This is a genomic window from Streptomyces sp. NPDC006487, from assembly GCF_042870555.1.
Classification (GTDB): Bacteria; Actinomycetota; Actinomycetes; order Streptomycetales; family Streptomycetaceae; genus Streptomyces.
In genome coordinates, this window is the sequence record NZ_JBIAHN010000013.1 from 295,113 (window position 1) to 317,757 (window position 22,645).

At 71.8% G+C, this 22,645-nt stretch carries 22 protein-coding genes and 1 riboswitch; of the genes, 11 read left to right on the forward strand and 11 right to left on the reverse strand.

Annotation, left to right across the window (positions count from 1 at the left end):
- Positions 1-54 precede the first annotated feature (54 nt).
- A complete protein-coding gene (locus tag ACFYM0_RS24490) occupies positions 55-1,128 on the forward strand; it encodes a GlxA family transcriptional regulator (RefSeq protein ID WP_388504817.1) in 1,074 nt (357 codons plus the stop codon).
- A 17-nt stretch (positions 1,129-1,145) separates the two neighbouring features.
- Here ACFYM0_RS24490 and ACFYM0_RS24495 read toward each other — a convergent pair whose 3' ends face one another.
- Entirely contained in the window at positions 1,146-2,090 is a 945-nt protein-coding gene (locus ACFYM0_RS24495; RefSeq protein ID WP_388504818.1) for an alpha/beta fold hydrolase, read from the reverse strand.
- A 132-nt stretch (positions 2,091-2,222) separates the two neighbouring features.
- Here ACFYM0_RS24495 and ACFYM0_RS24500 point away from each other — a divergent pair, with 132 nt between their 5' ends.
- A complete protein-coding gene (locus tag ACFYM0_RS24500) occupies positions 2,223-2,861 on the forward strand; it encodes a TetR/AcrR family transcriptional regulator (RefSeq protein WP_388504821.1) in 639 nt (212 codons plus the stop codon).
- On the opposite strand, the gene ACFYM0_RS24505 is transcribed toward ACFYM0_RS24500, so the two are convergent.
- From ACFYM0_RS24505 to ACFYM0_RS24525, 5 genes are all read right to left on the reverse strand, one after another.
- Positions 2,815-4,335, reverse strand: a complete 1,521-nt coding sequence (locus ACFYM0_RS24505) for an alpha/beta hydrolase (protein ID WP_388504822.1) — start codon at positions 4,333-4,335, stop codon at positions 2,815-2,817. The genes ACFYM0_RS24500 and ACFYM0_RS24505 overlap by 47 nt on opposite strands.
- A gap of 110 nt (positions 4,336-4,445) precedes the next feature.
- Positions 4,446-4,799, reverse strand: a complete 354-nt coding sequence (locus tag ACFYM0_RS24510) for a hypothetical protein (RefSeq protein WP_388504825.1) — start codon at positions 4,797-4,799, stop codon at positions 4,446-4,448.
- A 40-nt stretch (positions 4,800-4,839) separates the two neighbouring features.
- Positions 4,840-5,592 (reverse strand): CbtA family protein, encoded by a 753-nt coding sequence (locus ACFYM0_RS24515; RefSeq protein ID WP_388504828.1) that lies wholly within the window; start codon positions 5,590-5,592, stop codon positions 4,840-4,842.
- A 30-nt stretch (positions 5,593-5,622) separates the two neighbouring features.
- Positions 5,623-5,841, reverse strand: a complete 219-nt coding sequence (locus ACFYM0_RS24520; protein ID WP_266879623.1) for a CbtB-domain containing protein — start codon at positions 5,839-5,841, stop codon at positions 5,623-5,625.
- Between the two features lie 38 nt (positions 5,842-5,879).
- Positions 5,880-6,016: riboswitch (cobalamin riboswitch) on the reverse strand.
- Positions 6,017-6,071: 55 nt separating this feature from the next.
- Complete coding sequence (locus tag ACFYM0_RS24525; RefSeq protein ID WP_388504829.1) at positions 6,072-7,358, reverse strand: phytase; 1,287 nt, start codon at positions 7,356-7,358, stop codon at positions 6,072-6,074.
- Between the two features lie 121 nt (positions 7,359-7,479).
- Here ACFYM0_RS24525 and ACFYM0_RS24530 point away from each other — a divergent pair, with 121 nt between their 5' ends.
- Entirely contained in the window at positions 7,480-7,953 is a 474-nt protein-coding gene (locus tag ACFYM0_RS24530) for a histidine phosphatase family protein (protein WP_388504832.1), read from the forward strand.
- Between the two features lie 63 nt (positions 7,954-8,016).
- On the opposite strand, the gene pucL is transcribed toward ACFYM0_RS24530, so the two are convergent.
- The 3 genes from pucL to ACFYM0_RS24545 all read right to left on the reverse strand — a co-directional run bounded on the left by pucL (position 8,017) and on the right by ACFYM0_RS24545 (position 11,402).
- Positions 8,017-8,934, reverse strand: a complete 918-nt coding sequence (gene pucL, locus ACFYM0_RS24535) for a factor-independent urate hydroxylase (RefSeq protein WP_243330865.1) — start codon at positions 8,932-8,934, stop codon at positions 8,017-8,019.
- 255 nt (positions 8,935-9,189) lie between these two features.
- Entirely contained in the window at positions 9,190-10,569 is a 1,380-nt protein-coding gene (locus ACFYM0_RS24540; protein WP_388504835.1) for an aspartate aminotransferase family protein, read from the reverse strand.
- Positions 10,570-10,634: 65 nt separating this feature from the next.
- Positions 10,635-11,402 (reverse strand): SDR family NAD(P)-dependent oxidoreductase, encoded by a 768-nt coding sequence (locus ACFYM0_RS24545; RefSeq protein WP_388504837.1) that lies wholly within the window; start codon positions 11,400-11,402, stop codon positions 10,635-10,637.
- Between the two features lie 409 nt (positions 11,403-11,811).
- Between ACFYM0_RS24545 and kdpF the strand changes: the two genes are divergently transcribed.
- From kdpF to kdpC, 4 genes are read left to right on the forward strand one after another with little or no spacing between them, the layout of a single operon-like run.
- Positions 11,812-11,901, forward strand: coding sequence for a K(+)-transporting ATPase subunit F (kdpF, locus tag ACFYM0_RS24550; protein ID WP_388504839.1), 90 nt, complete (start codon positions 11,812-11,814; stop codon positions 11,899-11,901).
- A gap of 5 nt (positions 11,902-11,906) precedes the next feature.
- Positions 11,907-13,586: a potassium-transporting ATPase subunit KdpA gene (kdpA, locus tag ACFYM0_RS24555; RefSeq protein ID WP_388504842.1), complete on the forward strand. Its 1,680-nt coding sequence runs from the start codon at positions 11,907-11,909 to the stop codon at positions 13,584-13,586.
- Entirely contained in the window at positions 13,583-15,682 is a 2,100-nt protein-coding gene (gene kdpB / locus ACFYM0_RS24560; RefSeq protein WP_388504844.1) for a potassium-transporting ATPase subunit KdpB, read from the forward strand. The genes kdpA and kdpB overlap by 4 nt, the downstream gene beginning before the upstream one ends.
- Positions 15,683-15,733: 51 nt before the next feature.
- Positions 15,734-16,366, forward strand: coding sequence for a potassium-transporting ATPase subunit KdpC (gene kdpC / locus ACFYM0_RS24565; RefSeq protein WP_388504847.1), 633 nt, complete (start codon positions 15,734-15,736; stop codon positions 16,364-16,366).
- An 85-nt stretch (positions 16,367-16,451) separates the two neighbouring features.
- Here the strand turns inward: kdpC and ACFYM0_RS24570 are convergent, their stop codons facing one another.
- Complete coding sequence (locus ACFYM0_RS24570; protein ID WP_388504849.1) at positions 16,452-16,835, reverse strand: Ser-Thr-rich GPI-anchored membrane family protein; 384 nt, start codon at positions 16,833-16,835, stop codon at positions 16,452-16,454.
- A 305-nt stretch (positions 16,836-17,140) separates the two neighbouring features.
- Between ACFYM0_RS24570 and ACFYM0_RS24575 the strand changes: the two genes are divergently transcribed.
- Complete coding sequence (locus ACFYM0_RS24575) at positions 17,141-18,082, forward strand: SMP-30/gluconolactonase/LRE family protein (RefSeq protein ID WP_388504852.1); 942 nt, start codon at positions 17,141-17,143, stop codon at positions 18,080-18,082.
- A gap of 43 nt (positions 18,083-18,125) precedes the next feature.
- Entirely contained in the window at positions 18,126-18,680 is a 555-nt protein-coding gene (locus ACFYM0_RS24580; protein WP_388504855.1) for a GNAT family N-acetyltransferase, read from the forward strand.
- A gap of 57 nt (positions 18,681-18,737) precedes the next feature.
- Here the strand turns inward: ACFYM0_RS24580 and ACFYM0_RS24585 are convergent, their stop codons facing one another.
- Complete coding sequence (locus ACFYM0_RS24585) at positions 18,738-20,276, reverse strand: hypothetical protein (RefSeq protein ID WP_388504857.1); 1,539 nt, start codon at positions 20,274-20,276, stop codon at positions 18,738-18,740.
- 128 nt (positions 20,277-20,404) lie between these two features.
- On the opposite strand from ACFYM0_RS24585, the gene ACFYM0_RS24590 reads away from it, so the two are divergent.
- Together ACFYM0_RS24590 and ACFYM0_RS24595 are read left to right on the forward strand one after the other, a co-directional pair.
- A complete protein-coding gene (locus ACFYM0_RS24590) occupies positions 20,405-21,667 on the forward strand; it encodes a 3-oxoacyl-[acyl-carrier-protein] synthase III C-terminal domain-containing protein (protein ID WP_388504860.1) in 1,263 nt (420 codons plus the stop codon).
- Positions 21,668-21,702: 35 nt separating this feature from the next.
- Entirely contained in the window at positions 21,703-22,602 is a 900-nt protein-coding gene (locus ACFYM0_RS24595) for a hypothetical protein (protein WP_388504863.1), read from the forward strand.
- Positions 22,603-22,645: the final 43 nt, after the last annotated feature.

Sequence of the window (22,645 nt, forward strand, 5' to 3'; positions counted from 1 at the left end):
CATCTGCTTGTGAGCGCCACCGAGAAGGACCCGGAAACCCCACGGAGACGCGTCATGGAGACCACGAAGACCACGAAGACCACGAAAACAACGGAGACGGCGGAGCGCCATGGACACCGGCTGGACCTCGATTCCGCGCCCCGGGGGCCCGTCACACGGCTGATCGTGATCGTCCTCTTCGAGGGCGTCGACCTGCTGGACGTCACCGGGCCGCCGGAGGTGTTCTCCCTAGTCCCCCGGGAGACGGACGACGCGGCCGGCTACCGGGTCGTCCTGGCCGCCCGGACGCCCGACCCCGTCACCACCTCGGCCGGGGTGCGCATCCTGCCGGACCTGACCTTCTCCGAGGCCGCCACGCGGAGCATCGACACGCTGCTGGTGCCCGGCGCGGTCGAGCTGGACGCCGAGCGCCGCGTCCGCGCCCTCACCGACCCGGAGGTCGTCGACTGGGTGCGGACGCTCGCCGGGCGCACGCGCCGGGTCGCGTCCGTCTGCGTGGGGGCGCACCTGCTGGCCGCGGCCGGGCTGCTCGACGGCAAGCGGGCCACCACGCACTGGTCCACCGCGGAGCAGCTCGCAGCCGACCATCCGGCGGTCGAGGTGGACGCCGACCCGATCTTCATCCGGGAGGGCGAGGTGTGGACCGGCGCCGGGATCAGCGCTTGCCTGGACCTCTCGCTCGCCCTGGTGGCCGAGGACTTCGGCGAGGGGGTCGCCCTGCGCGTGGCCCGGCAGCTGGTGATGTACCTGAAGCGGCCGAGCGGGCAGAGCCAGTTCAGCGTCCCGCTGGAGCCCGTCTCCGCGACGCGGCGCGGCGAGGACCTGCGGCACTTCATCCGGCGCCGCCTCGGCGGCCGGCTCAGCCTGGCCGACATCGCCGCGTACGCGCACGTCAGCGAGCGGCAGTTGGCCCGGATCTTCAAGTCCGAGCTGGGCACGACCCCGGCCGCCTACATCGAGTCGGCCCGTGTGGAGCTGGCGCGGAGCCGGCTCGAGACCACCGATGCCACGCTCGAACGGATCGCCTCCGCCTGCGGGTTCGGCAGTGCCGACACCCTGGTACGGGCGTTCCGCCGCACGCTCGGCACCACGCCGACGGAGTACCGGCTCCGCTTCCGGACGGGCTGAGCGGCGCCACGCCCGCGCTACGCGGCCGCCCCGCGGGCGGCCGGGTCGAGGGAGTCGACGTCCTCGAAGAAGCTGAGCATCCGGGCGTTGACCAGCTCGGGGTGGTCGATCTGGGGGCCGTGCCCGGTCGCGGAGACGATCTCGGCACGGGCGCCGGGGATCAGCCGCGGCACCCGCTCCAGCTGGCGCTTCGGGTGCACCAGCAGGCTCCGCTTGCCCATGATCAGGTAGAACGGCGTGCGGATCGAGCCCAGTTCCGCGTCCGACAGCGGCAGCGGGGCCGGGCGGCGGATCCGGAAGGCGCGGACGCCCGCCTGGATCCAGGCCCGCAGTTCGGGGACGACCAGGACCGGCTGCTCCAGCCACTTGGCCAGGGTCGGGCGCAGCGCCTTGGGGGCGAAGGTCGCGAAGAGGCTGGCGAAGATCCACACGAAGAAGCGCAGCCCCACCTTCTCCAGGCCGCCCGGGTCCAGGGCGGTGACCGAGGCGAGCCGGCCGGGGCGCAGGTGCACCTGGTTGATGACGAGCCAGCCGCCGTAGGAGGAGCCGACCAGGTGGACGTGGTCCAGGCCCAGCGCGTCGAGGGCCTCGTCCATCCACTGGGCCGCGCGCTCGGGCTGCCACATCACCTCGCGCTGCACGCTGCGGCCCGGGTCGCCGGGGGTGTCCAGCGCGTAGACGGGCCGGTCGGCGCTGAGGGCGACGGTGTTGGGGTACCACTGGGCCGAGCAGCCGCCCGAACCGTGGATCAGGACGATCGGCGTACGGGATTCCGCCGCCGGATTCGCGGGGCCGTACCGGTAGACGTGCGTGGTCCCGAAGCTCGTCTCCACGTCCGTCTCGGAGCGGGCGGGCGCTCCCTTCGCGTAGAGGGCGTCGCAGGCGGCGAAGTAGCGGTCGCGCAGCTCGTCGCTCACGTAGTGGCCGATGTCGCGGCGTACACGGGGCTTGTTGTCGGGCACGGGGGCACCTCCTGGAGGACCGGGGATCCGTTCTTCGTGATACGACCGTACCATGATGTTGATACGGCGGTACCATGAAAACGAGCCGCGGGCTCATCACCCACCGGCACCGACGGGCGGAGACACCAGCACATGCCGAAACGCGTGGACCACGAGGAACGGCGCACCCAGATCGCCGAAGCACTCATCCGCGTCGCCGGACGGCGCGGGCTGCACGCGGTCGGCATGCGCGACGTGGCAGCCGAGGCCGGGGTCTCCCTGCGCCTGGTCCAGTACTACTTCCAGACCAAGGAGAAGCTGCTCTTCTACGGGCTCCAGCACCTGACCGACCGCTTCACCGCACGGGTGGGCGCCCGTCTCGCCGCCGCCGGCCCCGCCCCCGGCCCGCGCGCGACGATCGAGGCGCTGCTGCTGGCCTCCCTGCCGACCGACGAGGAGAGCCGCACCTTCCACCTGCTCTACAGCTCCTACTCGGTCCTGTCCGTGACCGACGAGGCGCTCGCCGCCCAGCCCTTCATCGACAACCCCGATGCCGCCGAGAACGCGGTGGCCGGGCTGATCGGCCAGGCCCAGGAATCCGGCCTGGCCGACCCGGAGGTCGACGCGCGCATCGAGGCGATCAGCCTGCTCGCCATGGCGGCGACCATGGGCACCAGCATCCTGGTGGGCCAGCGGGGCCCCGAGTCGGCCGTCGCGGTGCTGCGCCACCACCTGGACCGGATCTTCAGGACGGGCACGAGGAGTCCCGGGCCGGACGCTCCCCCGTCGTGAGGTACCCGGTGACCGTGCGGTCGGAGCAGGCGTTGCCGTTGCCCAGGTAGACGCCGTGACCGCCGTGGTCGACGGTCAGCAGCCGGGCGCGCGAACCGAGGGCTTCGCGCATCTTCAGGGAGGCGGCGTACGGGGTCGCCGGGTCGCGGAGGTTCTGCACCATCAGGATGTTCGAGGGGCCCCGGCCGGTGATGCGGGTGGGGCGTTCGGCGGGGGCGTCCTTCCAGAAGGCGCACGGGGTGATGTTCGCCGGCATCCCGGCCGTCAAGGGGTGCGCGGCCCGGTCCGCGGCCACCGCCCGCTCGTACCCGGAGACGTCCTTCGGCCAGGCCACGTCGTTGCAGATGACCCCCACCATCAGCGCCGCGTCCGAGTCCGGCAGCACCGCGGCGAGCTCCTGGGGCAGTTGCGGGACCGCCTTGGGGTCCTGGGCCTCGCGGACGAGGCGGGCGAAGGCGGGGAACTGGGCGTCGCCGTACAGGGCGAGCTGCATGGCCTGGCGCAGCATCGTGCCGGTCAGCGGCAGGCCGGGCACGCTCGAGGGCTTCGGGGCACGGTCCAGTTCCGCGGCCAGCGCCAGGAACAACGGGCGTACGTCCTGCGGGTGCTCGGCGAGCCGAAGCCCCTCCCCCGCCCGCGCCGGGTCCGCCGCCCAGGACGCGAAGTCGGGGAAGCGGTCCTCGGCGCCCTGCGCCATGTTCGCGAGCCAGCCCCGCTCGACCCGCGTCGGATCGGGGTCACCGCTGCTGTCCAGCACCAGGCGGTCGGTGCGCTGCGGGAACTTCTGCGCGTACACCGCCGTCACGTAGGTCCCGTAGGAGACGGCCCAGACCGACAGCTTCCGCTCGCCGAGGGCCTCCCGGAAGCGGTCCATGTCGCGGGCCTGGTTGGCGGTGGTGAAACTGCGCAGCTCGGCGCCGCCGTTCGCGGCGCAGGCCTCGGCCACCCGGCGGGAGCGGTCGGCGTTCTCCGCGATCCCCCCGTCGGCGCCGGGCCAGGAACGCAGGGTCGTCAGGCGCCGGTCGGCCGCGTCCAGGCCGCACGCGGCGGTGACGCTGCCGCCCACTCCGCGCGGGTCGAGCGCGACGATGTCGTACGCGCCGGCCAACTGCCCGGCCAGCGCCGCCCCCTTCTGCGAGAGCCGCTGCACACCCGAGCTGCCGGGCCCGCCGGGGACCACGGCCAGCGTCCCGCGCCGGGCTGCGGGGCGGGTGCTGGGCAGCCGGGAGACGGCGAGCTCGACCTGCGGGCCGGCCGGGGCGGCGTAGTCCAGGGGGACGGACAGCTTCGCGCACTGCTGCCCGTCGAGGTGGCCCGTGTGGGTGCACGCCGTCCAGGCCAGGGCGGGCGGGGCGGGCGTCACGGCGCCGCGGGAGGCAGCCGTGGCCGAGGCCCCGGTGGTGGCGGTCAGCGTGGCCGCCACGGCCGTGACGCAGAGGGCGACGAGTCCGGTCTTGCTGCGGTAAGTGGTCATGCAACGAGGATGGTTGAGCATCCTCCGGCGCTACATCCGGTAGCCGGGAAGGCCGTTCGGGGGGCTAGCCCCCGCCCGACCCTCCGCCCGGCTCTCCGTCCGCCCCCCGGTCAGACCACCACGACCGCCACCGCCGCCGCACCCATGAGTACGGCGGCGGAGTGGATGGCCGCATGGCCGTAGTCACCCGACCAGAGGTGGCGGGCCAGGCCGCCGATGGCGGTGAGGCCCGCGATGATGCCGACCTGCGCGAGCAGGGTGACGGTGGTGAACGGGGTCAGCAGCAGGAGCACCGCGTTGAGCCAGAACGGGGCGGCGCCCGTCCAGCCCCGCCACTCCCGCATCTCCCGCCACTGCTGCCGGTTCGGCAGGCCCGGCAGGTGGGGGCGGCGCGGGAGGCGCGATCCCTCCCGGCGGCCTTTGGGTCTTCGGTGGTCCCCGAGCTCTCGGGTCGCCGTCGTCACCGCGCCGTCACCAGCCTTTCAGTCACCTGCACGCAAGACGTCAACTCGCAGGCTGTACAGCCTCCTTGGGAGCGAGGGCGGGGACAAGGGCCCGTTCGGCAAGAAATCCGAAAGCCAGGCCGAAAGTGCTCCACATCGCGGCCTGGATGGCGAGCGAGGCGAGCCGGAACTGCCAGACGAGCGCCGCCGGGAAGCCTTCCGGCACCTCGTTGATGCCCGGCAGCAGCGCGTAGGCGATGCCGACGGCCACCACGAAGGCGAGCGAGGCGACGATCGAGGCGTTCCAGTTGCCCAGGCCCGGCGCGAGACGCCGGCCCAGGATCAGCGCGGCCGCCGCGAGCAGCAGGCCGAGCGCGAGCATCAGGACGTAGAGGGTGGTCCGCTGGACCGTGGTCTCGGGGTCTCCGACGGCCGGCGGATTGGCGGGGTACTTGAAGAACGGCACCAGGGAGACGGTGACGAACAGACCACCGGACACCAGCAGCGCCGTGGCCCGGGGGCCGAAGCGGCCGATCCGGCCCAGGGCATAGCAGTAGACGAGCGCGGCGATGCCGCCGAGCGCGATGCCGTAGAGCAGGGTTCCGGTGCCCAGGCCGGCCGTGGCCTGGAGCGCCCGGCTGACCGGGGCCGCCTCGGCGTCACCGTGGTCGTGGGCTCCGGCTTCCTCGATGGCGATCGCCGCGTCGACCTGGGACTCGCCCAGGAGGTACGCGACGAGGAACGCGGCGATGCCCGCCAGCAGGCCGGCGAGCATGCCCCGGACGAGGAGCACGCGGGGGGAAATGGTGTTCATGGAGTTTTCGGTCCCTTGCGGATCGGTGGATCAGTGGCAGGGGAAGCCGAGGAGGTGGCGACCGTCGTGCATCCACTCGTGGATGGTGTCGCCTTCGAAGATCGCGGTGGCGCCCTGCTCGGCGCCGACGAGGTAGAGCAGGACCAGCATCAGGACACCGGCGAACAGCGCCCAGGGGGCCAGAGCGGTGAGGGAGATGGGTGCGACGGCCAGGGGGGTGGCAGTCGTGGGCACGGCGGAGTTGGCCATGGCAGGAGCCTCCAGAGGGAACACGCGTCCCGGTCAGTGGTGCTTTCGACGACGGTGGCGGGTCTGACTTACCTCCCCCTCCGGGAGGCTTCACAGTGGCGCGACCGTGCCGGATTCTCAACCGGACTTCCGTCATACCGTCGTCTTGTCGTCCGCCACCGTACCGCTCTTTATGGCGGCCTTACAGCGTCCCTGCAGGAGGGCTCCGTCCCATCTCACCGGTCTTCCCATCAGTCGATGGCGTCGACCACCTGTCCCAGGTCGACGAACTTGAAGCCGGTCGCCTCGCGGTCGCCGTCTCCGGGGGTCTCCTGGCCGTCCTGGACGACGAGCAGGCCGCGGGGGTAGCGCGTACCGAGGGGGGCGTTGAGGGCGGCGGCGCCGTCGCAGACCTCGGAGCCGTCGAGGGTGGCGGAGGCCGCGGTGACGCGGAAGGCGCCCTCGAACTCGTTGTGGTCCTCGCGCTCGCGGTCGTAGGCGACGAAGGTGTCGTCGCCCTGGCTGGAGGCGAGCAGGTAGCCGTCCCCGTCAGCTTCGGTGACCAGGGTCAGGCCCTCGACGTCGGCCTTCAGGCGCTTGCCGCCGTAGCCGGGATCGGCGCCGGGCGTGCACTCCTCGGTCTCCTCGTCGTAGGTGCCGGGCACGCCGTACTCGCGCACCTTGTCGATCAGCTTCGGCGTGCCGGTGAGGCCCGCGTCGATGCGCCAGATGCCCACGTCCTCCTGCCCCGCGTACAGGGTGCCGTCCGCGGGATCGACGACCATGCCCTCGACCTGCGGCAGCTCGCCCGGCTCGAGACAGGGCGTCCAGGCGGCGCCGTTCGGCAGGCGGAAGGAGGACGGCAGGTCGAGCGTGCGCACCTCGCGGTAGTCGACCGTGCCGGCGGGGGTGGCGACCAGCTCCAGCAAGGCGATCCGGGTCCGGTTGCGCTGGCTGACCACCGCGTAGGACCGGCCGGTCTTGCGGTCCGTCCAGGTGGCCAGGCCGTACGCGGTCTTCTGCTCGTTGATCTCGGTCTGGCCGGCGGAGAAGACCGGGCGCGCCGCCGGGTCGGTGACGTCGGTGAGCGGGCCGCCGGGCCGGTTCCGGTCGATGCGGTAGATCCGCAGCCGGTCGTTGCCCCGGTCGCTGACCACCGCGACATCGGCGCGCCCGCCGCCCAGACGCAGGCCGTTGACCAGGTCGACGTTGTTGAAGCGGCCGGGTGCGTCGTCGGCGCCGGGTCCGGCCGGGGCGGGCAGCGACTGCACCTGCCGGGCCTCCAGGTCGTAGACCCGCAGGCCGCCCTGCTTGGCGGTCGCGATCACCAGGCTGCGGCCCGGGTCGGCGGCGTTGCGCCAGATCGCCGGGTCGTCGGCGTTGGCGTCGCCGCCGGCCTCGTCGTCGTACAGCGGCGCGGTCTCGGCCTTGGGCCGGACGGTGCTGATCGAGGAGGCTTGTGCCGGGAGCGCGACGGACGCGGCGAGTGCTGTGCACAGCACGAGTACGGAGGCGCGGGCGGCCGAACGTATGGTCAATGTTCTTCCTTTACAAGGGTTTTGCCCTGAGGGGAAGACGCTCGCCGGGTTGATTGTCATGTCCGCGCTCATTGGATGTCCGATGGTTGAACGCGATGCGAAACCCCGGGACACTCAAGCGGTGCACCCCACCATCGTACGAGTCCGGCTCGTGACACCCCCACTCGACGAAGCGGCGCGCCTGCACCGCTTCCCCTACGGGGATCCGCGCCCGGGGCACGAGGGGCTGCGCGGACAGGATCACGGCGCCTGGGCCGGGCGGAGCATGGACGAAGTCGCCGGGCAGGACCCCGAGGGGCTGCGGCGGTGGATGACCGACACCTCGTACGCGCCCCCGGGCGGCGGGGAGTCGGTGGAGGCGCTGATCGCGCGGGTCGGCGTACACCTGGGCGCGCTGGCGCCGGGGACGCACCGGGCGGTGGCCGGGCAGGGAGTCGTACGGGCGGCCGTGGTGTGGGCCCTGGAGCTGCCAGCGGCGGCCTTCTGGCGGCTCGACGTGCGGCCGGGGTCGGTGACGGCGCTGACGGGGCGCTCCGGGCGCTGGAACCTGCTCGTGGGGCAGCCGGAGGAGTCCCCGGACCCGGACGCGGGGTGAACGCGGAACGGCCCGGACCCCGCGACGCGGTCCGGGCCGAACACCGAAGGTGCGGAGCGGGCGTTACGCCACGATCCAGTCGCTCGTCGCGATCACCGGCTGCACGCCGTCGCGGTGCACGGTGCCCTCGATGAGGCCGTACATGCGGTCGGCCGCGAAGTAGACCTCGTTGTCGTTCTTGAGGCCGAAGGGCTCCAGGTCGACGAGGAAGTGGTGCTTGTTGGGGAGGTTGAGGCGCACCTCGTTGACCTTGGGGCAGTTGTCGAGCACGCGCTCGGCCATCTGGTTCAGGGTCTGCTGCAGGGAGTACGAGTAGGTCTCCGCGAAGGCTTCCAGCATGTTCTTGCGGACCTTCTTGTACGACTGGTCCCAGTCGTACTCGGCGTCGTCGGCGGCGAGCGCCGAGTGCGCCCAGCGCGCGGTGACCTTGGTCGCCAGGATGCGGTCGTACGCCTCCTGCAGCGTCGTGTACTTGTCCTTGATGAAGCCGTGGAACTCGGAGTTGGTCGAGTTCATCACGGTCAGGTCCTTCAGACCCGAGATCACCTGGAGACCGGTGGTCTCGCTGTACGTGATCTGCGCGGTGCGCACCTCGGTGCCCTTGAGGGCGAACGAGTGCTGCTCCTTGCGCGTCGGGACCGGGATCCGCTCCCAGGCGTACTCCTCGACGCGGATCTGTGCCTCGCGGATCGGGGCCTGGGAGGAGACGAAGTGCTTGGCGAGCAGGATGCCGAAGGCCTCGGGGGAGGCGACGCCGTGCTCCTTGGAGAAGGCGTACACCGTGTTCTTGGTGGTGTCGGTCGGCAGGCAGTTGGCGTTGTCACCGGTGAGGTGGACGTCGCGGAACTCGCCGCGCAGCGCGACGGAGACGTTGAGGTCGCGGATCTCGTGCCAGGAACCGTCGCTGCCCTTGCGGGTGACCTTGACGATGCGGTTCTCGGCCTTGCCGTACTGGTTCTGGGCGAGGATGTGCTTGCTCATGCGCTGTCTTCCTTCGGGTACTCGGGAACACGGAGTCCGGTGGTCTGGATCCCGTACGCCCGGCGTCCGGCGGACGCGCAGCCCGCCCCCCGCCGTTCGGTCACGCCGATTCCTCGCGTGGACCGCCCCGGGACTGACGTGCATCCCGGTCCGTAGGTGCCTGTTGATTCCAGCACGTCCGCATGCCGTTCGTAAGAGAGCGGATCCTCCGAGAACAGGCACCCACGGCTTGGGCAACCGTACGATCTGCGCAGGTCAGATGGTGTGCGCGTCGGCCACCGTCAGAGCCTCGTCGATGATCCGCAGCCCCTTCTCCACGTCCTCGGCCGACACGTTGCAGGGCGGCGCGACGTGGATGCGGTTTCCGGCGAGCAGCGGCCACAGCCCGGCCTTCTTCAGGGCCGCCCCGAACTCGGCCATCGGCGCGTTGTCGGCGCCGGCGGCGTTGTACGGGACCAGCGGCTCGCGCGTCTCCTTGTTCCGTACGAGCTCCAGGGCCCAGAACGTGCCGAGCCCGCGGACCTCCCCGACGGACGGGTGGCGTTCGGCGATGGCGGCGAGGCCCGGCCCGAGCAGCTCCGCGCCGGTACGGGCGGACTGCTCGACGGTGCCCTCCTCCTCCATGACGTTGATCGTCGCGACGGCGGCGGCGCATGCCAGCACGTGCCCGGAGTACGTCAGGCCGCCCGGGTAGGGCCGGCGGGCGAAGGTCTCCGCGATGGCGGCCGAGATGGCGACCCCGCCGAGGGGGACGTATCCGCTGGTCACGCCCTTGGCGAAGCAGATGAGGTCGGGGGTGACGTCCCAGTGCTCGGAGGCGAACCACTTACCGGTGCGGCCGAAGCCGACCATGATCTCGTCGAGGATGAAGACGATGCCGAAGCGGTCGCAGAGCGCGCGGACCCCGGCCAGGTAGCCGTCGGGGTGCACGAGTACGCCGGGGGCGCCGCCGACGGTCTCCAGGATGATCGCGGCGATGGACTGCGGGCCCTCGAAGACGATGGTGTCTTCCAGGTGGCGCAGCGCGCGCTCGCACTCCTCGGCGGGGGTGGCCGCGTAGAAGGGCGAGCGGTAGGCGAAGGGGCCCCAGAAGTGCACGACGCCGGCGGTGGCGGTGTCGTTGCCGAAGCGGCGCGCGTCCCCGGTGAGGTTGATCGCGGTGGAGGTGGCGCCGTGGTACGAGCGGTAGGCGGAGAGCACCTTGGCGCGGCCGGTGTGCACCCGGGCCATGCGGACGGCGTTCTCCACGGCCTCGGCGCCCGCGTTGGTGAAGAAGATCTTGTCGAGGTCGCCCGGGGTGCGCTCGGCGATCAGCCGGGCGGCCTCGGAGCGCACGTCGACGGCGAAGCCGGGCGCGACGGTGCAGAGCTTGCCGGCCTGCTCGGCGATGGCCGCGGCCACCTTCGGGTGCTGGTAGCCGATGTTCGTGTAGACGAGGGCGCTGGAGAAGTCGAGGAAGCGGTTGCCGTCGTGGTCCCAGAAGTAGGAGCCTTCGGCGCCCGCGACGGCGAGCGGGTCGATGAGCTCCTGGGCCGACCAGGAGTGGAAGACGTGCTTGCGGTCGTTGTCCTTCACCGTGGCCTTTGCGGAGGTGGCCAGTGCGGCGGCGTCGCGTGCGTCGGCTTCTGCGTTCATATTCCGAGGGTAGTTGTCCACGATGTGGAATCCGGTGGGGATGGCCCGGAAGAGAGCGGGGCGCCTCAGACCACGTGCCGGCCGCCGTCGACGGTGAGCACGTCGCCGGTCGTGTAAGCGGCGTCGACCAGGTAGAGCACGGCCTCGGCCACGTCCTCGGGGGTGCCCACGCGGCGCAGCGGGGTGTTCTCCGTGATCCACTCCCGCGAGCTCTCCCAGACCTGGTCCTCGCCCTCGTACCAGGGGGTGTCGATCAGGCCGGGCGCGATCGCGTTCACCCGGACGGCGGGTCCGAGCTGGGAGGCCAGCAGCCGGGTCATGTGGTTGACCGCGGCCTTGCTGACGGCGTACGGGACGGAGCTTCCCAGTGCCCGGGTCGCGGACACCGAGGAGATGTTGACGATCGAGCCCGCGCCGGAGCCCCTCGCCCCGGACGCCCGCAGGTGGGGGGTGGCGGCGGTGATCATCTGCCAGGTCCCGACGACATTGACCTCGAAGATCTCCCGCCAGGCGTCGGCGTCGGCGGCGTCCAGGTCGCCCAGGGGGATGAAGCGGGTGACGCCCGCGTTGTTGACCAGGATGTCGAGCCGTCCGTACGCGTCGATCGCCGTCCGGACGATCCGCCGCGCGTCGTCGGCGTCCGCGACGTCGCCCCGTACGTAGACCGCCTCGGGCAGTTCCGCGGCGAGCGCCTTGCCCGCGTCCTCGCTGCGCGCCGAGTTCAGGACCACGCGGATGCTGGCCGCGGCCAGCCTGCGGGCGATGCCGGCGCCGATTCCGGAAGAGGAGCCGGTGATCAGGGCGACACGGCTTTCGGCGCGGTCCTCGGACATGGCGTTCCTCCTGGCAGGGGTTGCGGTTTCGGCGTGCGGACGGCCGGAGCATAACGCAGATACCGCATGGCGGAACTATATTTCCAGGATACGGAATTCGATCTTCCGCCCATGGTGCACCAATAGCCACATAGCGGGCATATCGGTGTACACGCGCTTAGCCTGAGCCCACGCCACACCCCTCCGCGTTAGGGACCCGTCAAGGCCGCACCCACGGGCGTATGGGCCCCGTCAAGGAAGCCTGTGAGGGGCCGAAAAGGCGTTCCACTCAGAGGTGTCCGAAGAGATGTCCTGAAAACGCCCGCCCACGAACCCTCCAGGAGCTCACGATGGCCGATCTGGCCTTCGTCGTCACCACGATCGCGGTCTTCGCGCTGGTGGTACTCGTCGCCAAGGGGGTGGCCAAGCTGTGAACGCCGAAAACGTCGTCGGCCTGCTGGTCGCCGTCTCCCTGTTGGGTTACCTCGTCGTCGCCCTCGTCTTCCCGGAGAGGTTCTAGCGTCGATGAGTCCCGTCCTCGCCGGGGTGCTCCAGCTGCTCGCGCTCGTGCTGGCCCTCGCCCTCGCCTATCGCCCCCTGGGCGACCACATGGCCCGCGTCTACTCCTCGAAGAAGCACTACGCCCCCGAGAAGTGGATCTACAAGGCGGTCGGAGCCAACCCGAACGCCGAGATGCGCTGGCCGGCGTACCTGCGCTCGGTCCTCGCCTTCTCGGCGGTGAGCGTCCTCTTCCTCTACCTGCTCCAGCGCCTGCAGGGCCACCTGCCCGGCTCCCTCGGCTTCGTCTCCATCAAGCCGGACCAGGCCTTCAATACGGCCGCCTCCTTCGTGTCGAACACGAACTGGCAGTCGTACGCCGGTGAGCAGGCCATGGGTCCGCTCGTGCAGACCGGCGGCCTCGCGGTACAGAACTTCCTCTCCGCCGCCGTCGGCATGGCCGTGGCGGTGGCCCTGGTACGGGGCTTCGCACGCTCCCGCACCGGCGAACTCGGCAACTTCTGGTCCGACCTGGTGCGCGGCACCGTCCGCATCCTGCTCCCGCTCGCGGTGATCGCCGCCGTCGTGCTGGTGGCCTGCGGAGTCATCCAGAACTTCTCCGGCATCCACGAGGTCGGGCAGTTCGTCAACGGGCACGGCTTGGGAGCCGGGCAGCAGTGGAACGGCGGGGCGGTCGCCTCTCAGGAGGCCATCAAGGAACTGGGCACCAACGGCGGCGGCTATTTCAACGCCAACTCCGCCCACCCCTTCGAGAACCCGACCCCCTTCTCGAACCTCTTCGAGATCTTCCTGATCCTCCTCGTCCCCTTCGCACTGACCCGCACCTTCGGCCGGATGATCGGCTCGGTCCGCCAGGGCTACGCGATCCTCGCCACGATGGTCACCATCTGGCTCGGCTTCACCGCCCTGATGATGTGGACGGAATTCGGCCACCACGGCCCGGCCCTCCAGGCCGCGGGCGGTGCGATGGAGGGCAAGGAGGCCCGCTTCGGGATCGGCGCGTCCGCGATCTTCTCGGTCGCCACGACGCTGACCTCGACCGGCGCGGTCAACTCCTTCCACTCCTCTTACACCGGCCTCGGCGGCGGGATCCAGCTGCTGGGCATGCAGCTCGGCGAGATCGCGCCCGGCGGCGTCGGCTCCGGCCTCTACGGCATGCTGATCATGGCGATCATCGCGGTGTTCATCGCCGGCCTGATGGTCGGCCGCACCCCCGAGTACCTGGGCAAGAAGATCGGCACCCGCCAGATCAAGTTCGCGGCCTGCTACATCCTCATCACCCCGGCCGTGGTGCTCGGCTTCACGGCCCTGGCGATGGCCCTGCCCACCCCCGGGCACTCCATGTCCAACGGCGGCGCGCACGGCTTCTCCGAAGTCCTCTACGCCTACACCTCGGCCGGCAACAACAACGGCTCGGCCTTCGCGGGCCTGAACGCCAACACCCAGTGGTTCAACACCACCACCGGACTGGCGATGCTCCTCGGCCGCTTCCTGCCGATGGTGTTCGTCCTGGCCCTGGCCGGCTCGCTCGCCGAACAGCAGCCGGTCCCGGCGACGGCGGGCACCCTGCGCACCGAGAAGCCGCTGTTCACCTTCCTGCTCGTCGGCACGATCATCATCGTCACGGGCCTCACCTACTTCCCGGCCCTGGCGCTGGGCCCGCTCGCCGAAGGGCTCGCCTCATGAGCACCGCCACCCCCACCCGAGCCCCGCACGGGGACCTGCCCAGCGGTCACAAGCCCGAAAAGGCCAAGATCGGCGGCGGCATCTTCGACCCGAAGCAGCTGCTGAAGTCCTTCCCGGACGCGGTGCGCAAGCTCGACCCCCGGGTGATGGTCAAGTCCCCGGTCATGTTCGTGGTGCTGATCGGTTCCGTACTGACCACCGCGCTGGCGATCTCCGACCCGGGCAACCTCTTCGGCTGGGCGATCACCGTCTGGCTGTGGCTGACCACCATCTTCGCCAACCTCGCCGAAGCGGTGGCGGAGGGCCGCGGGAAGGCCCAGGCCGACACCCTGCGCAAGGCCAAGACCGACACCGTGGCCCGCCGCCTGAACGGCGCCGTCGAGGAACAGGTCCCGGGCACGGACCTGCGGATCGGCGACCTCGTGGTCTGCGAGGCCGGAGACGTCATCCCCGGCGACGGTGACGTGGTCGAAGGCGTGGCCTCGGTCGACGAGTCCGCCATCACCGGCGAATCGGCCCCGGTCATCCGCGAGTCGGGCGGCGACCGCAGCGCGGTCACCGGTGGCACGAAGGTGCTGTCGGACCGGATCGTCATCAAGATCACGACGAAGCCGGGCGAGACCTTCATCGACCGCATGATCAACCTGGTCGAGGGCGCCTCCCGGCAGAAGACGCCCAACGAGATCGCGCTCAACATCCTGCTCGCCTCGCTCACCATCGTCTTCCTGCTCGCCGTCGTCACCCTCCAGCCGTTCGCGATGTACGCGCACGCCAAGCAGTCGATGATCGTGCTGACCGCGCTGCTGGTCTGCCTCATCCCGACCACCATCGGCGCCCTGCTCTCCGCCATCGGCATCGCGGGCATGGACCGCCTGGTCCAGCGCAACGTCCTGGCCATGTCGGGGCGTGCGGTGGAAGCGGCCGGCGACGTCTCGACCCTGCTCCTCGACAAGACCGGCACCATCACCCTCGGCAACCGACAGGCCTCCGAGTTCGTCCCCGTCACCGGCGCCGTCGCCGCCGAGCTGGCCGATGCCGCCCAGCTGTCGTCGCTCGCGGACGAGACCCCCGAGGGCCGTTCCATCGTGGTCCTCGCGAAGGAGAAGTACGGCCTGCGCGAACGCCACCAGGGCGAACTGGTCGGCGCCGAATGGATCCCCTTCACCGCGCAGACCCGCATGTCGGGCGTGGACGTGGACGGCCGCAAGGTCCGGAAGGGGGCGGCCGGTTCGATCATCGCCTGGGTCGGCGAACAGGGCGGTACGGTCGCCCCTGACGCGCGGGCCAAGGTCGACGAGATCTCCGGCGCCGGCGGCACCCCGCTGCTCGTCGCGCTGGAGGACGAGAAGGGCGCCCGGGTCCTCGGCGTCATCCACCTCAAGGACGTGGTCAAGGAAGGCATGCGCGAACGCTTCGACGAGCTGCGGCGCATGGGCATCAAGACCATCATGATCACCGGCGACAACCCGCTGACCGCCAAGGCCATCGCCGAGGAGGCGGGTGTCGACGACTTCCTCGCCGAGGCCACCCCCGAGGACAAGATGGCCCTCATCAAGCGCGAGCAGGCAGGCGGAAAGCTCGTCGCCATGACGGGCGACGGTACGAACGACGCCCCGGCTCTGGCTCAGGCGGACGTCGGCGTCGCGATGAACACGGGCACTTCGGCCGCCAAGGAGGCCGGGAACATGGTGGACCTGGACTCCAACCCCACCAAGCTCATCGAGATCGTGGAGATCGGCAAGCAGCTGCTGATCACCCGCGGCGCGCTGACCACCTTCTCCATCGCCAACGACGTCGCGAAGTACTTCGCGATCATCCCGGCCATGTTCGCCGCGGTCTACCCGGGGCTGGACAAGCTCAACATCATGGGCCTGCACTCCCCCGACTCCGCGATCCTCTCCGCCGTCATCTTCAACGCGCTGGTGATCATCGCCCTGGTCCCGCTCGCCCTGAAGGGCGTCCAGTACCGGCCCACCAGCGCCGACAAGATGCTCCGCCGAAACCTCACGCTCTACGGACTCGGCGGCCTGGTCGCCCCGTTCATCGGCATCAAGCTCATCGACATGGTCGTCTCCCTCATCCCCGGCCTGCGCTGAACCAGCCGCGCTGAATTCGGGCCGCGTCACATTAGGAACCTGCTGATCCCCATGAACAACTCCGTAGGCAACACCGCCCGCCTCCTCGGCGCCGGGCTGCGCGCCCTCCTCGTCCTCACCGTGCTGTGCGGCGTCCTCTACCCGCTCGCCGTCACCGGCATCGCCCAGGCCGCCTTCGGCCACAAGGCCAACGGCTCCGAGGTCCAGGACGCGAGCGGCAAGGTCGTCGGCTCCTCCCTGATCGGCCAGTCGTACGGGGACGACCTGCGCTGGTTCCAGGGCCGTCCGGCGGCGGGACTCGGCAAGAACACCGTCAACACCCAGTACGAACTGCTGGTCTCCGGCGCCACCAACAAGGCGGCGGACAGCCCTGACCTGCTGAAGTCGGTGCAGGAGGCCAAGGCCAAGGTGCTGCTCGACAACACCGTCCCGGGCTACGCCCCGCGGCCCGCCCAGATCCCCGCGGACGCCGTGACCTCCTCGGGCTCCGGCCTGGACCCGGACATCTCCCCGGCCTACGCGGAACTCCAGACGGCCCGCGTCGCACAGCGCAACGGGCTCCCGGTGGCGGAGGTCGCGAAGCTGGTGAAGGCCCACACCGAGGGCCGCACCCTCGGCTTCATGGGCGAACCGCGCGTCAACGTCCTGGAACTGAACACGGCCCTGCGTGACCTGAAGCGGTGAGGGCGGGAACGTACCGTGCCTGACCCGGCCGGTTCAGGCACGGGTCAGGCCGGGTCAGGTACGGGTCAGGTCGGGTCAGGCCGGGTCAGGCGGTGAGGGTGACCGGCTGGCTGTAGGAGTCGAGCGCGCCCGCGGCGGACGTGACCAGGACGAGGTAGCGGCCCGGGGCCAGGGCGGGGACCGTGACCGTGACGCCGGTGCGGTGGGTCGCGATGCCGGTCGCGAGGACGGCCTTCGTCCGGGACTGCGTGCCGTCCATCGTGACGAGCTCGATGTCCACCACGTCGCCCGCGGGGCCCACCAGGTACCAGGCCACGGCCTGCCTGCTGCCGCGGGGCCAGACCGCGTCCGGCCCGGGGGTGTGCACCAGGAGGTTCTCCGACGCCGAGAGGACCGCGACCTCGGGGCGGTTCAGGCCCTGCCAGACCCGCCGGGCGAGGGACTTCAGGGAGGGGGCGGCGATCGACATGGGGGCTCCTTCGCTGGGTGCGTGGCCGGCTGCGCGGCGGTCTCCGTGGTGGGTCCGTGGTGGGTCCGGTCCGGGGGGGTCGGTCCGGGGATCCGGTCCGGGGTTCGGTCCTCTTTCAAGGGTCGCTGCCGGGCAGCTCGTCCCGCCTCGTCCTTTTGGCCGGTCCCACCTCGACCCGACGGGGCTGCGGCCACTGTGATCCACGCCTCTCTCTTCGGAATGATCTTGTGTTGGCCATACTAGATCTTGCAGTGTTGCTTTTGGGCCGAACGAGATTCGGAACGTTCGGGATGAGGGGGAATCTCATGTACGAAAATTTCGACGACCGGTTCAGGACCGGACGGTGCATGAACGGGGACGACGCGCTGGAAGTCCTCCACACCGGCTGCCGCTGGGCCGAGGGGCCCGTCTACGTCCCCGCGTGGCGGCAGGTGGTCTGGAGCGACATCCCCAACGACCGGATGCTGCGGTGGGACGAGGAGACCGGGGCCGTCGCCGTCTTCCGGCGGAGCGCCGGGCACACCAACGGCAACACCCTCGACCGGCAGGGCCGGCTGATCACCTGCGAGCAGGGCAACCGCCGGGTGACGCGGACCGAGCACGACGGCACGATCACGGTGCTGGCCGACCGCTGGCAGGGCAAGCGCCTGAACAGCCCGAACGACGCCGCGGTCCGGTCCGACGGCTCGATCTGGTTCTCCGACCCCGACTTCGGCATCACCAGCGACTACGAGGGCTACGTCGCCGAGAGCGAGATCGGCTCCAACAACGTCTACCGCATCGATCCCGGCACCGGTGAAGTCCGCCTGGTCGCCGACTGTTTCGAGGCCCCGAACGGTCTCGTCTTCTCCCCCGACGAGCGGCAGCTCCTCGTCTCCGACACCCGTGGCGGCCTCATCCGGGTCTTCGACGTGCGCGAGGACGGCACCCTCGGCGACGGCAAGGTGTTCGCCGATGCGGCGGCCCGACCGGGGGCCCGCTTCGACAACCTCCGCTTCGACGACGGCGGCCGGCTCTGGGCGGCCGCCATGAGCGACGGCGTGCACTGCTACGACCCCGACGGCACACTGATCGGGCGGCTCCGCGTCCCCGAGACGGTGTCCAACATCGCCTGGGGCGGGGCCAAGCGCAACCGGCTCTTCATCACCGCCGAGACCAGCCTCTACTCGGCGGTCATGGGCGTCACCGGCACCCACCCGACCGGGCCGGGGCGCAGGCCGTGGCTGGACGGCCCCGGCCGGCCCTGAAATCCCGGTGCCGGGCTCGTGACCGCGCTGGCACACTCCCGGCATGGACGACACAGCCGCGGGTGAGCCCCGCCTTCGCATACGCGAGATGACCGAGCCCGACATAGACGCCGTAGCCGCCGTGCGCACCAGCGCATGGCGCTACGCCTACGTCGGGCTGATGCCGCAGTCCTACCTGGACGGGATGAGCGTCGCCGCGCAGGCCGAGCAGCGGCGCGCGGCCTTCGCCGATCCGGCCAGCGCCGTGACCAACCTCGTGGCCGAGGGCCCCGACGGGGCAGTCGTCGGATGGGCCGCCTTCGGACCCGCCACGAGCACGGATCCCGAGGGAACGGCCCCGGACGAGGGCGAGCTGTACGCCCTGTACGCGCGGCCCGACGTCATCGGCACCGGCGTCGGCCGCGCCCTGCTGACCGAGGTGCTGCGCCGGGCGCCCTACCCCGCGCTACGGCTCTGGGTGGTCGAAGGCAACGCCCGGGCGCGCCGGTTCTACGAGGTCGCCGGCTTCCACCCCGACGGCGGTGAACTCGTCGAGTACGCGGACGGCTCCCCGGTTCCCGAACTCCGCTACCGCCGGGCGGCCGTTGCCACGCACTGAGCGGGCAGCCGCCGGCACGCACCGAGCGGGCTGCTGCCGCCGACCATCCCGGCGCGTTCACGGCAGCCGTTCCGCCAGCGCCCGGGCCATCGCCACGGTCGGGACCGCCTCCCGCGCCCGCCGGTACGGGGTCAAATCGCGCAGCAGCCGGGCGAGTGCCTCGCGTACGGCACGCGACTGCACCGCCGGGGCCGCCGTGAGGAACGCCCGCCAGTGCTCGCAGGCCCGGGTGAGGTATCCGAGGCGCAGCAGGGTTTCGGCGAGCGCGGCGTGCGTGAGCGCGGTGGCCCGGTGCTGGTCGGCCGCGCGGCCGCGCAGGGACCGCTCCAGGGCGTCGGCCGCGGCCGGGAACTCGCCGAGCGCGAGGTGGGTCCGGGCCCGCGCGAAGTCGAGATCGGCCCGGGCGTACGAGTCGAAGGGCCCGTCGGGCGGCTTCGCCGCGTGCCTCACGTGCAAGCGGTCGGCCGCGGCCAGATCCGCGGCGGCGGCGGCCCGTTGACCGGCATGGGCGTGCGCGGCCGCGCGCTGGACCAGGAGGAACGCCAGCGTGCCGGGCTCCCCGTCGGCGGGCGCGGTCTCCACCGCCGTCCGGGCCAGCCGTACCGCGTGCGCGGGCTGCCCGAGCCGGCCGGCGTGCGCGCTCATCGCGCGCAGGGTGATCGCGTACATCCGCCGGTCGCCGGCCTGCCGGGCCAGTCCGAGGGCGATGCCGTGGTACTCCTGCGCGAGCCCGTGGTACCCGGAGTCGGCCGTCATCTCCGCGAGTAGGTGCGCGAGTTGGGCGTACCCCCGCCACACGCCAGGCGCCCCGCGGCCGCGGCCCGGTGCTCCCCGTCCGCGTACGGCGGGGCCCGGACCGTCCGTGTGGCGGGCCGCGAAGGCTCCTGCGTCCTGGGCCAGCCAGGCGGCCAGGGCAGCACGGGTGTGGACGCCGCCATGGGCGAGGTAGAGACCCGAGAAGCTCCCCGCGAGGGCCCTCAACTGCTCGGCGTGGGCCGCTAGATGCCGCCGCGCGGCGAGCTCCGCGATGCCCGTGCGGGTGTCGGTGCCCGCGGCGGTGTCCGCGACCGTGCGGGTGTCCGCGCCCGTGTGCGTACGCAGGGGCGTTCGCGTGCGCGGAGGCGTGCCCGCGGCGGCCTCGCCGCCGCCCTGCGCCGGCTCCCGGTCCCACACCGGGGTCGGTACCGGCACCGGCTGGTACGGGCTGCGCAGCAGTGGCGGCCTGCCGTGCGGGTCCACGTCCGCCCTGGCCTGCAGCGCGAGCCGGAGCAGCCCCCCACCCCCGTCTTCGGCCGCCGCCCCCGCCCCCGGGCCCGGCCGTACGCCGGGTCCCGCCGAGCCCGTGCCGAGGCCGGCCTCGGTCACCGTGACCAGCCGCCCGCACCGCTCCGTCAGCGCCGCCGCTATCAGCTCGGGCACGAGCCGGCGCGGCCGGGTGCCCGACAGCCAGTGCGCGACGGCCGTCCGGTCGTAGCGCAGGGCCAGCCCGTGCAGGGTCCCGAGCGCGTTGACGGCCCGCGCCAGCTCCGCCCCGCTCCACCCGGCCTCCGCCAGCAGGTCCCCCAGCCGGGCATTGGCCACCCGCGGCCCGTTCACGAGGACCACCCCCGACGAAAATCCGTATTCAACGCTTTCACCCCTGCACCCCCCGCATTCCCTTCTCCCCGTCCGCTCCCTGGTGTTGGCTGGAGCCGTTCCCATCGGATTCCACGGACCGGAGAAGCATGTCTGCCTCGGAAACGGCCAATCCCCCCGCACCCGCCGCGTACGCGTACCCGTTCCCCTATCGGATTTCCGGTGCCGGCGCCCAGATCGGCGAGGTCATCTCCGTCGAGGAATGGGCCCGGCTCGCGCACATCCCGCACCGGAAGCGGGCCGGGAAGGAAATCAGCGGCGCGGACATCGAGCGCATACTCGGGGTCACCTCCAAGAGCTGGGACCGTGAGCGTTTCGCCTCGCTGGACACCGTCGTCGACGTCGCGCGCGCTGCCCTGCGCTCCGCCCTCGCCGAGCCGGCGGACATCGACGCCGTCTTCGTCGCCACGTGCACCCCGTACGAGATCATGCTCGACCAGGACGCCTTCAACCTGCTGCGCCGCCTGCGCATCCCGGACAGCGTGCCCCCCTTCCAGCTCGGCGCCGGCTGCGGCGGGCTCTCCCGCGTCGCCGCGCACCTGGCCCGGTCGGGGGCCCGCCGCGCGCTGGTGATCTCGTACAACGCCGCGAGTCCCATCGGAATCGACGAGAACGGCATCATTTCCCAGTACAGCGGGGCGGACGGAGAGCATCCCTTCGCGCACACCCTGTGGTGTTCCGGCGCGCTGTTCTCCGATGCCGCGACCGCGCTCGTATTCGAGCGGGACGAAAGCTTCGAGGGCGGGCTCGGTTTCTATTCGCGCGATTCCCTCGATTTCGGGGGCGAGCCCGGATTCAGCGATCCGCTCATCCACTACCCCGGCGGCGGGGCCGCCCACCCGCCGGGCTTTCCCGGATCCGTCGAGCTCTCCGCATTCGGACTCAACGGACCGGAACTGGCCCGCTATTATTCGCGCGGCATGATGCTGAACCAGGAGACCATGGACGCCCACCGTCCCGGCTTCGTGGACGAGGTCCGGCGGATCTACACGCACCAGGCCGGCCCGGCCCTGGTCGAGGACTACCACCGGCTCGCCGGCCTGGACACCCGCAAGGCCCCCGCGCACGCCCGCGAACTCGGCAACCTCGTCACCTCCGCCACACCGGTGCTCTTCTACACCGATGTGATCAACGGCCTGGTCGGCGCGGGCGACACCGTCTGCTTCTCCGTCATCGGCGCCGGTCCCGAGCGCGGCGCCTTCCTCGCACGGGTCGCGATCCCGGGCGAGGTCACCGTCACCGCACCGCTGCCGCCCGTCCCGGCCGCCGCCGAGACCGCCGGGGCCACCGAGACCGCCCGGGCCGTCCAGGCCGTCGGGCCCGGAGCCCCCGGAAGCACCGCCACCACGTAGACGCACGCGCCCACCTCCTTCGAAACGAGTCCGCCGTGCACATCGCCCTCGCCGGGGCCGCCAGCCCCACCGGCATCCGGCTCGCCGCCGAACTCCTCGGCCGCGGCCACCACCTGACCCTGCTCACCGCCACCGACGTACGGCAGAGCAGGCTCCTGCTGGCCCGTCAGCTCGCGCTGATCGGGCTGTATCCCGAGTACGTGGACCTCCTCGCGGCCCGGCTCGACGCACGCCGGGGCGCCGACGTCCTGGCCGGCTCCACACCCGCGTCTCCGGTGCCCTCCGCCCCGACGGAACCCTTCGACGCCGTCTGGTGCGTGGAGCAGCCCGCCGCCACCGCGGCCGCGCTGCTGCCCCTCGCCTCCGGAGGGGGGAGGCGTACGGCATTCCATCTGGTCACCGTCGGAGACGCCGGTCCGGCCGGGCGTACGGTCTCCGCCGCGGCCGTACGGGACGGGTTCCCCGCCGGGGTGCACTGCCTGGCCCCGACCGTCAGCGACCTCGCCGACCACGGGGAGCTGCCCCGGCCCGCCTTCACCCGGCTCGCGGTCGCCGAGTCCGTCCGGCCGGATCCGGCGGGGGCTCCGGAGCCGGCTGCTCCGGCCACGGTCAGCCTGCTGCCGCTGGCCCCCGCCGCCCGCGCCCTGGCGGAGGCCGCCGAGGAACCGGGCTGGTCGGGGCTGCGCCACATCGGCTGGGTGCACGCACACCCCACCGAAGCCTCGGCGCTGAGCCGGGCGGTCGGCCCCGAACTGGCCCCGGGCCTGCTGCGGCGCCTGTCGGGGCTCCAGCCCGCGGCCGCCACGACCGAACTGGACGGCCCGCCGCTCGGCACCGGGTACCTCACCCGGGCTGCGGCGCCCGTCCTGTCTCCCGCCCGGCAGCCCGCCCGGCAGCCCGTCCGGCAGCCCGTCCGGACAGCGGAGCGGGTGTGAGCGCGGTGGAGCGCCCCTGGCGGGAGCGGCGCGTGGTGGACGG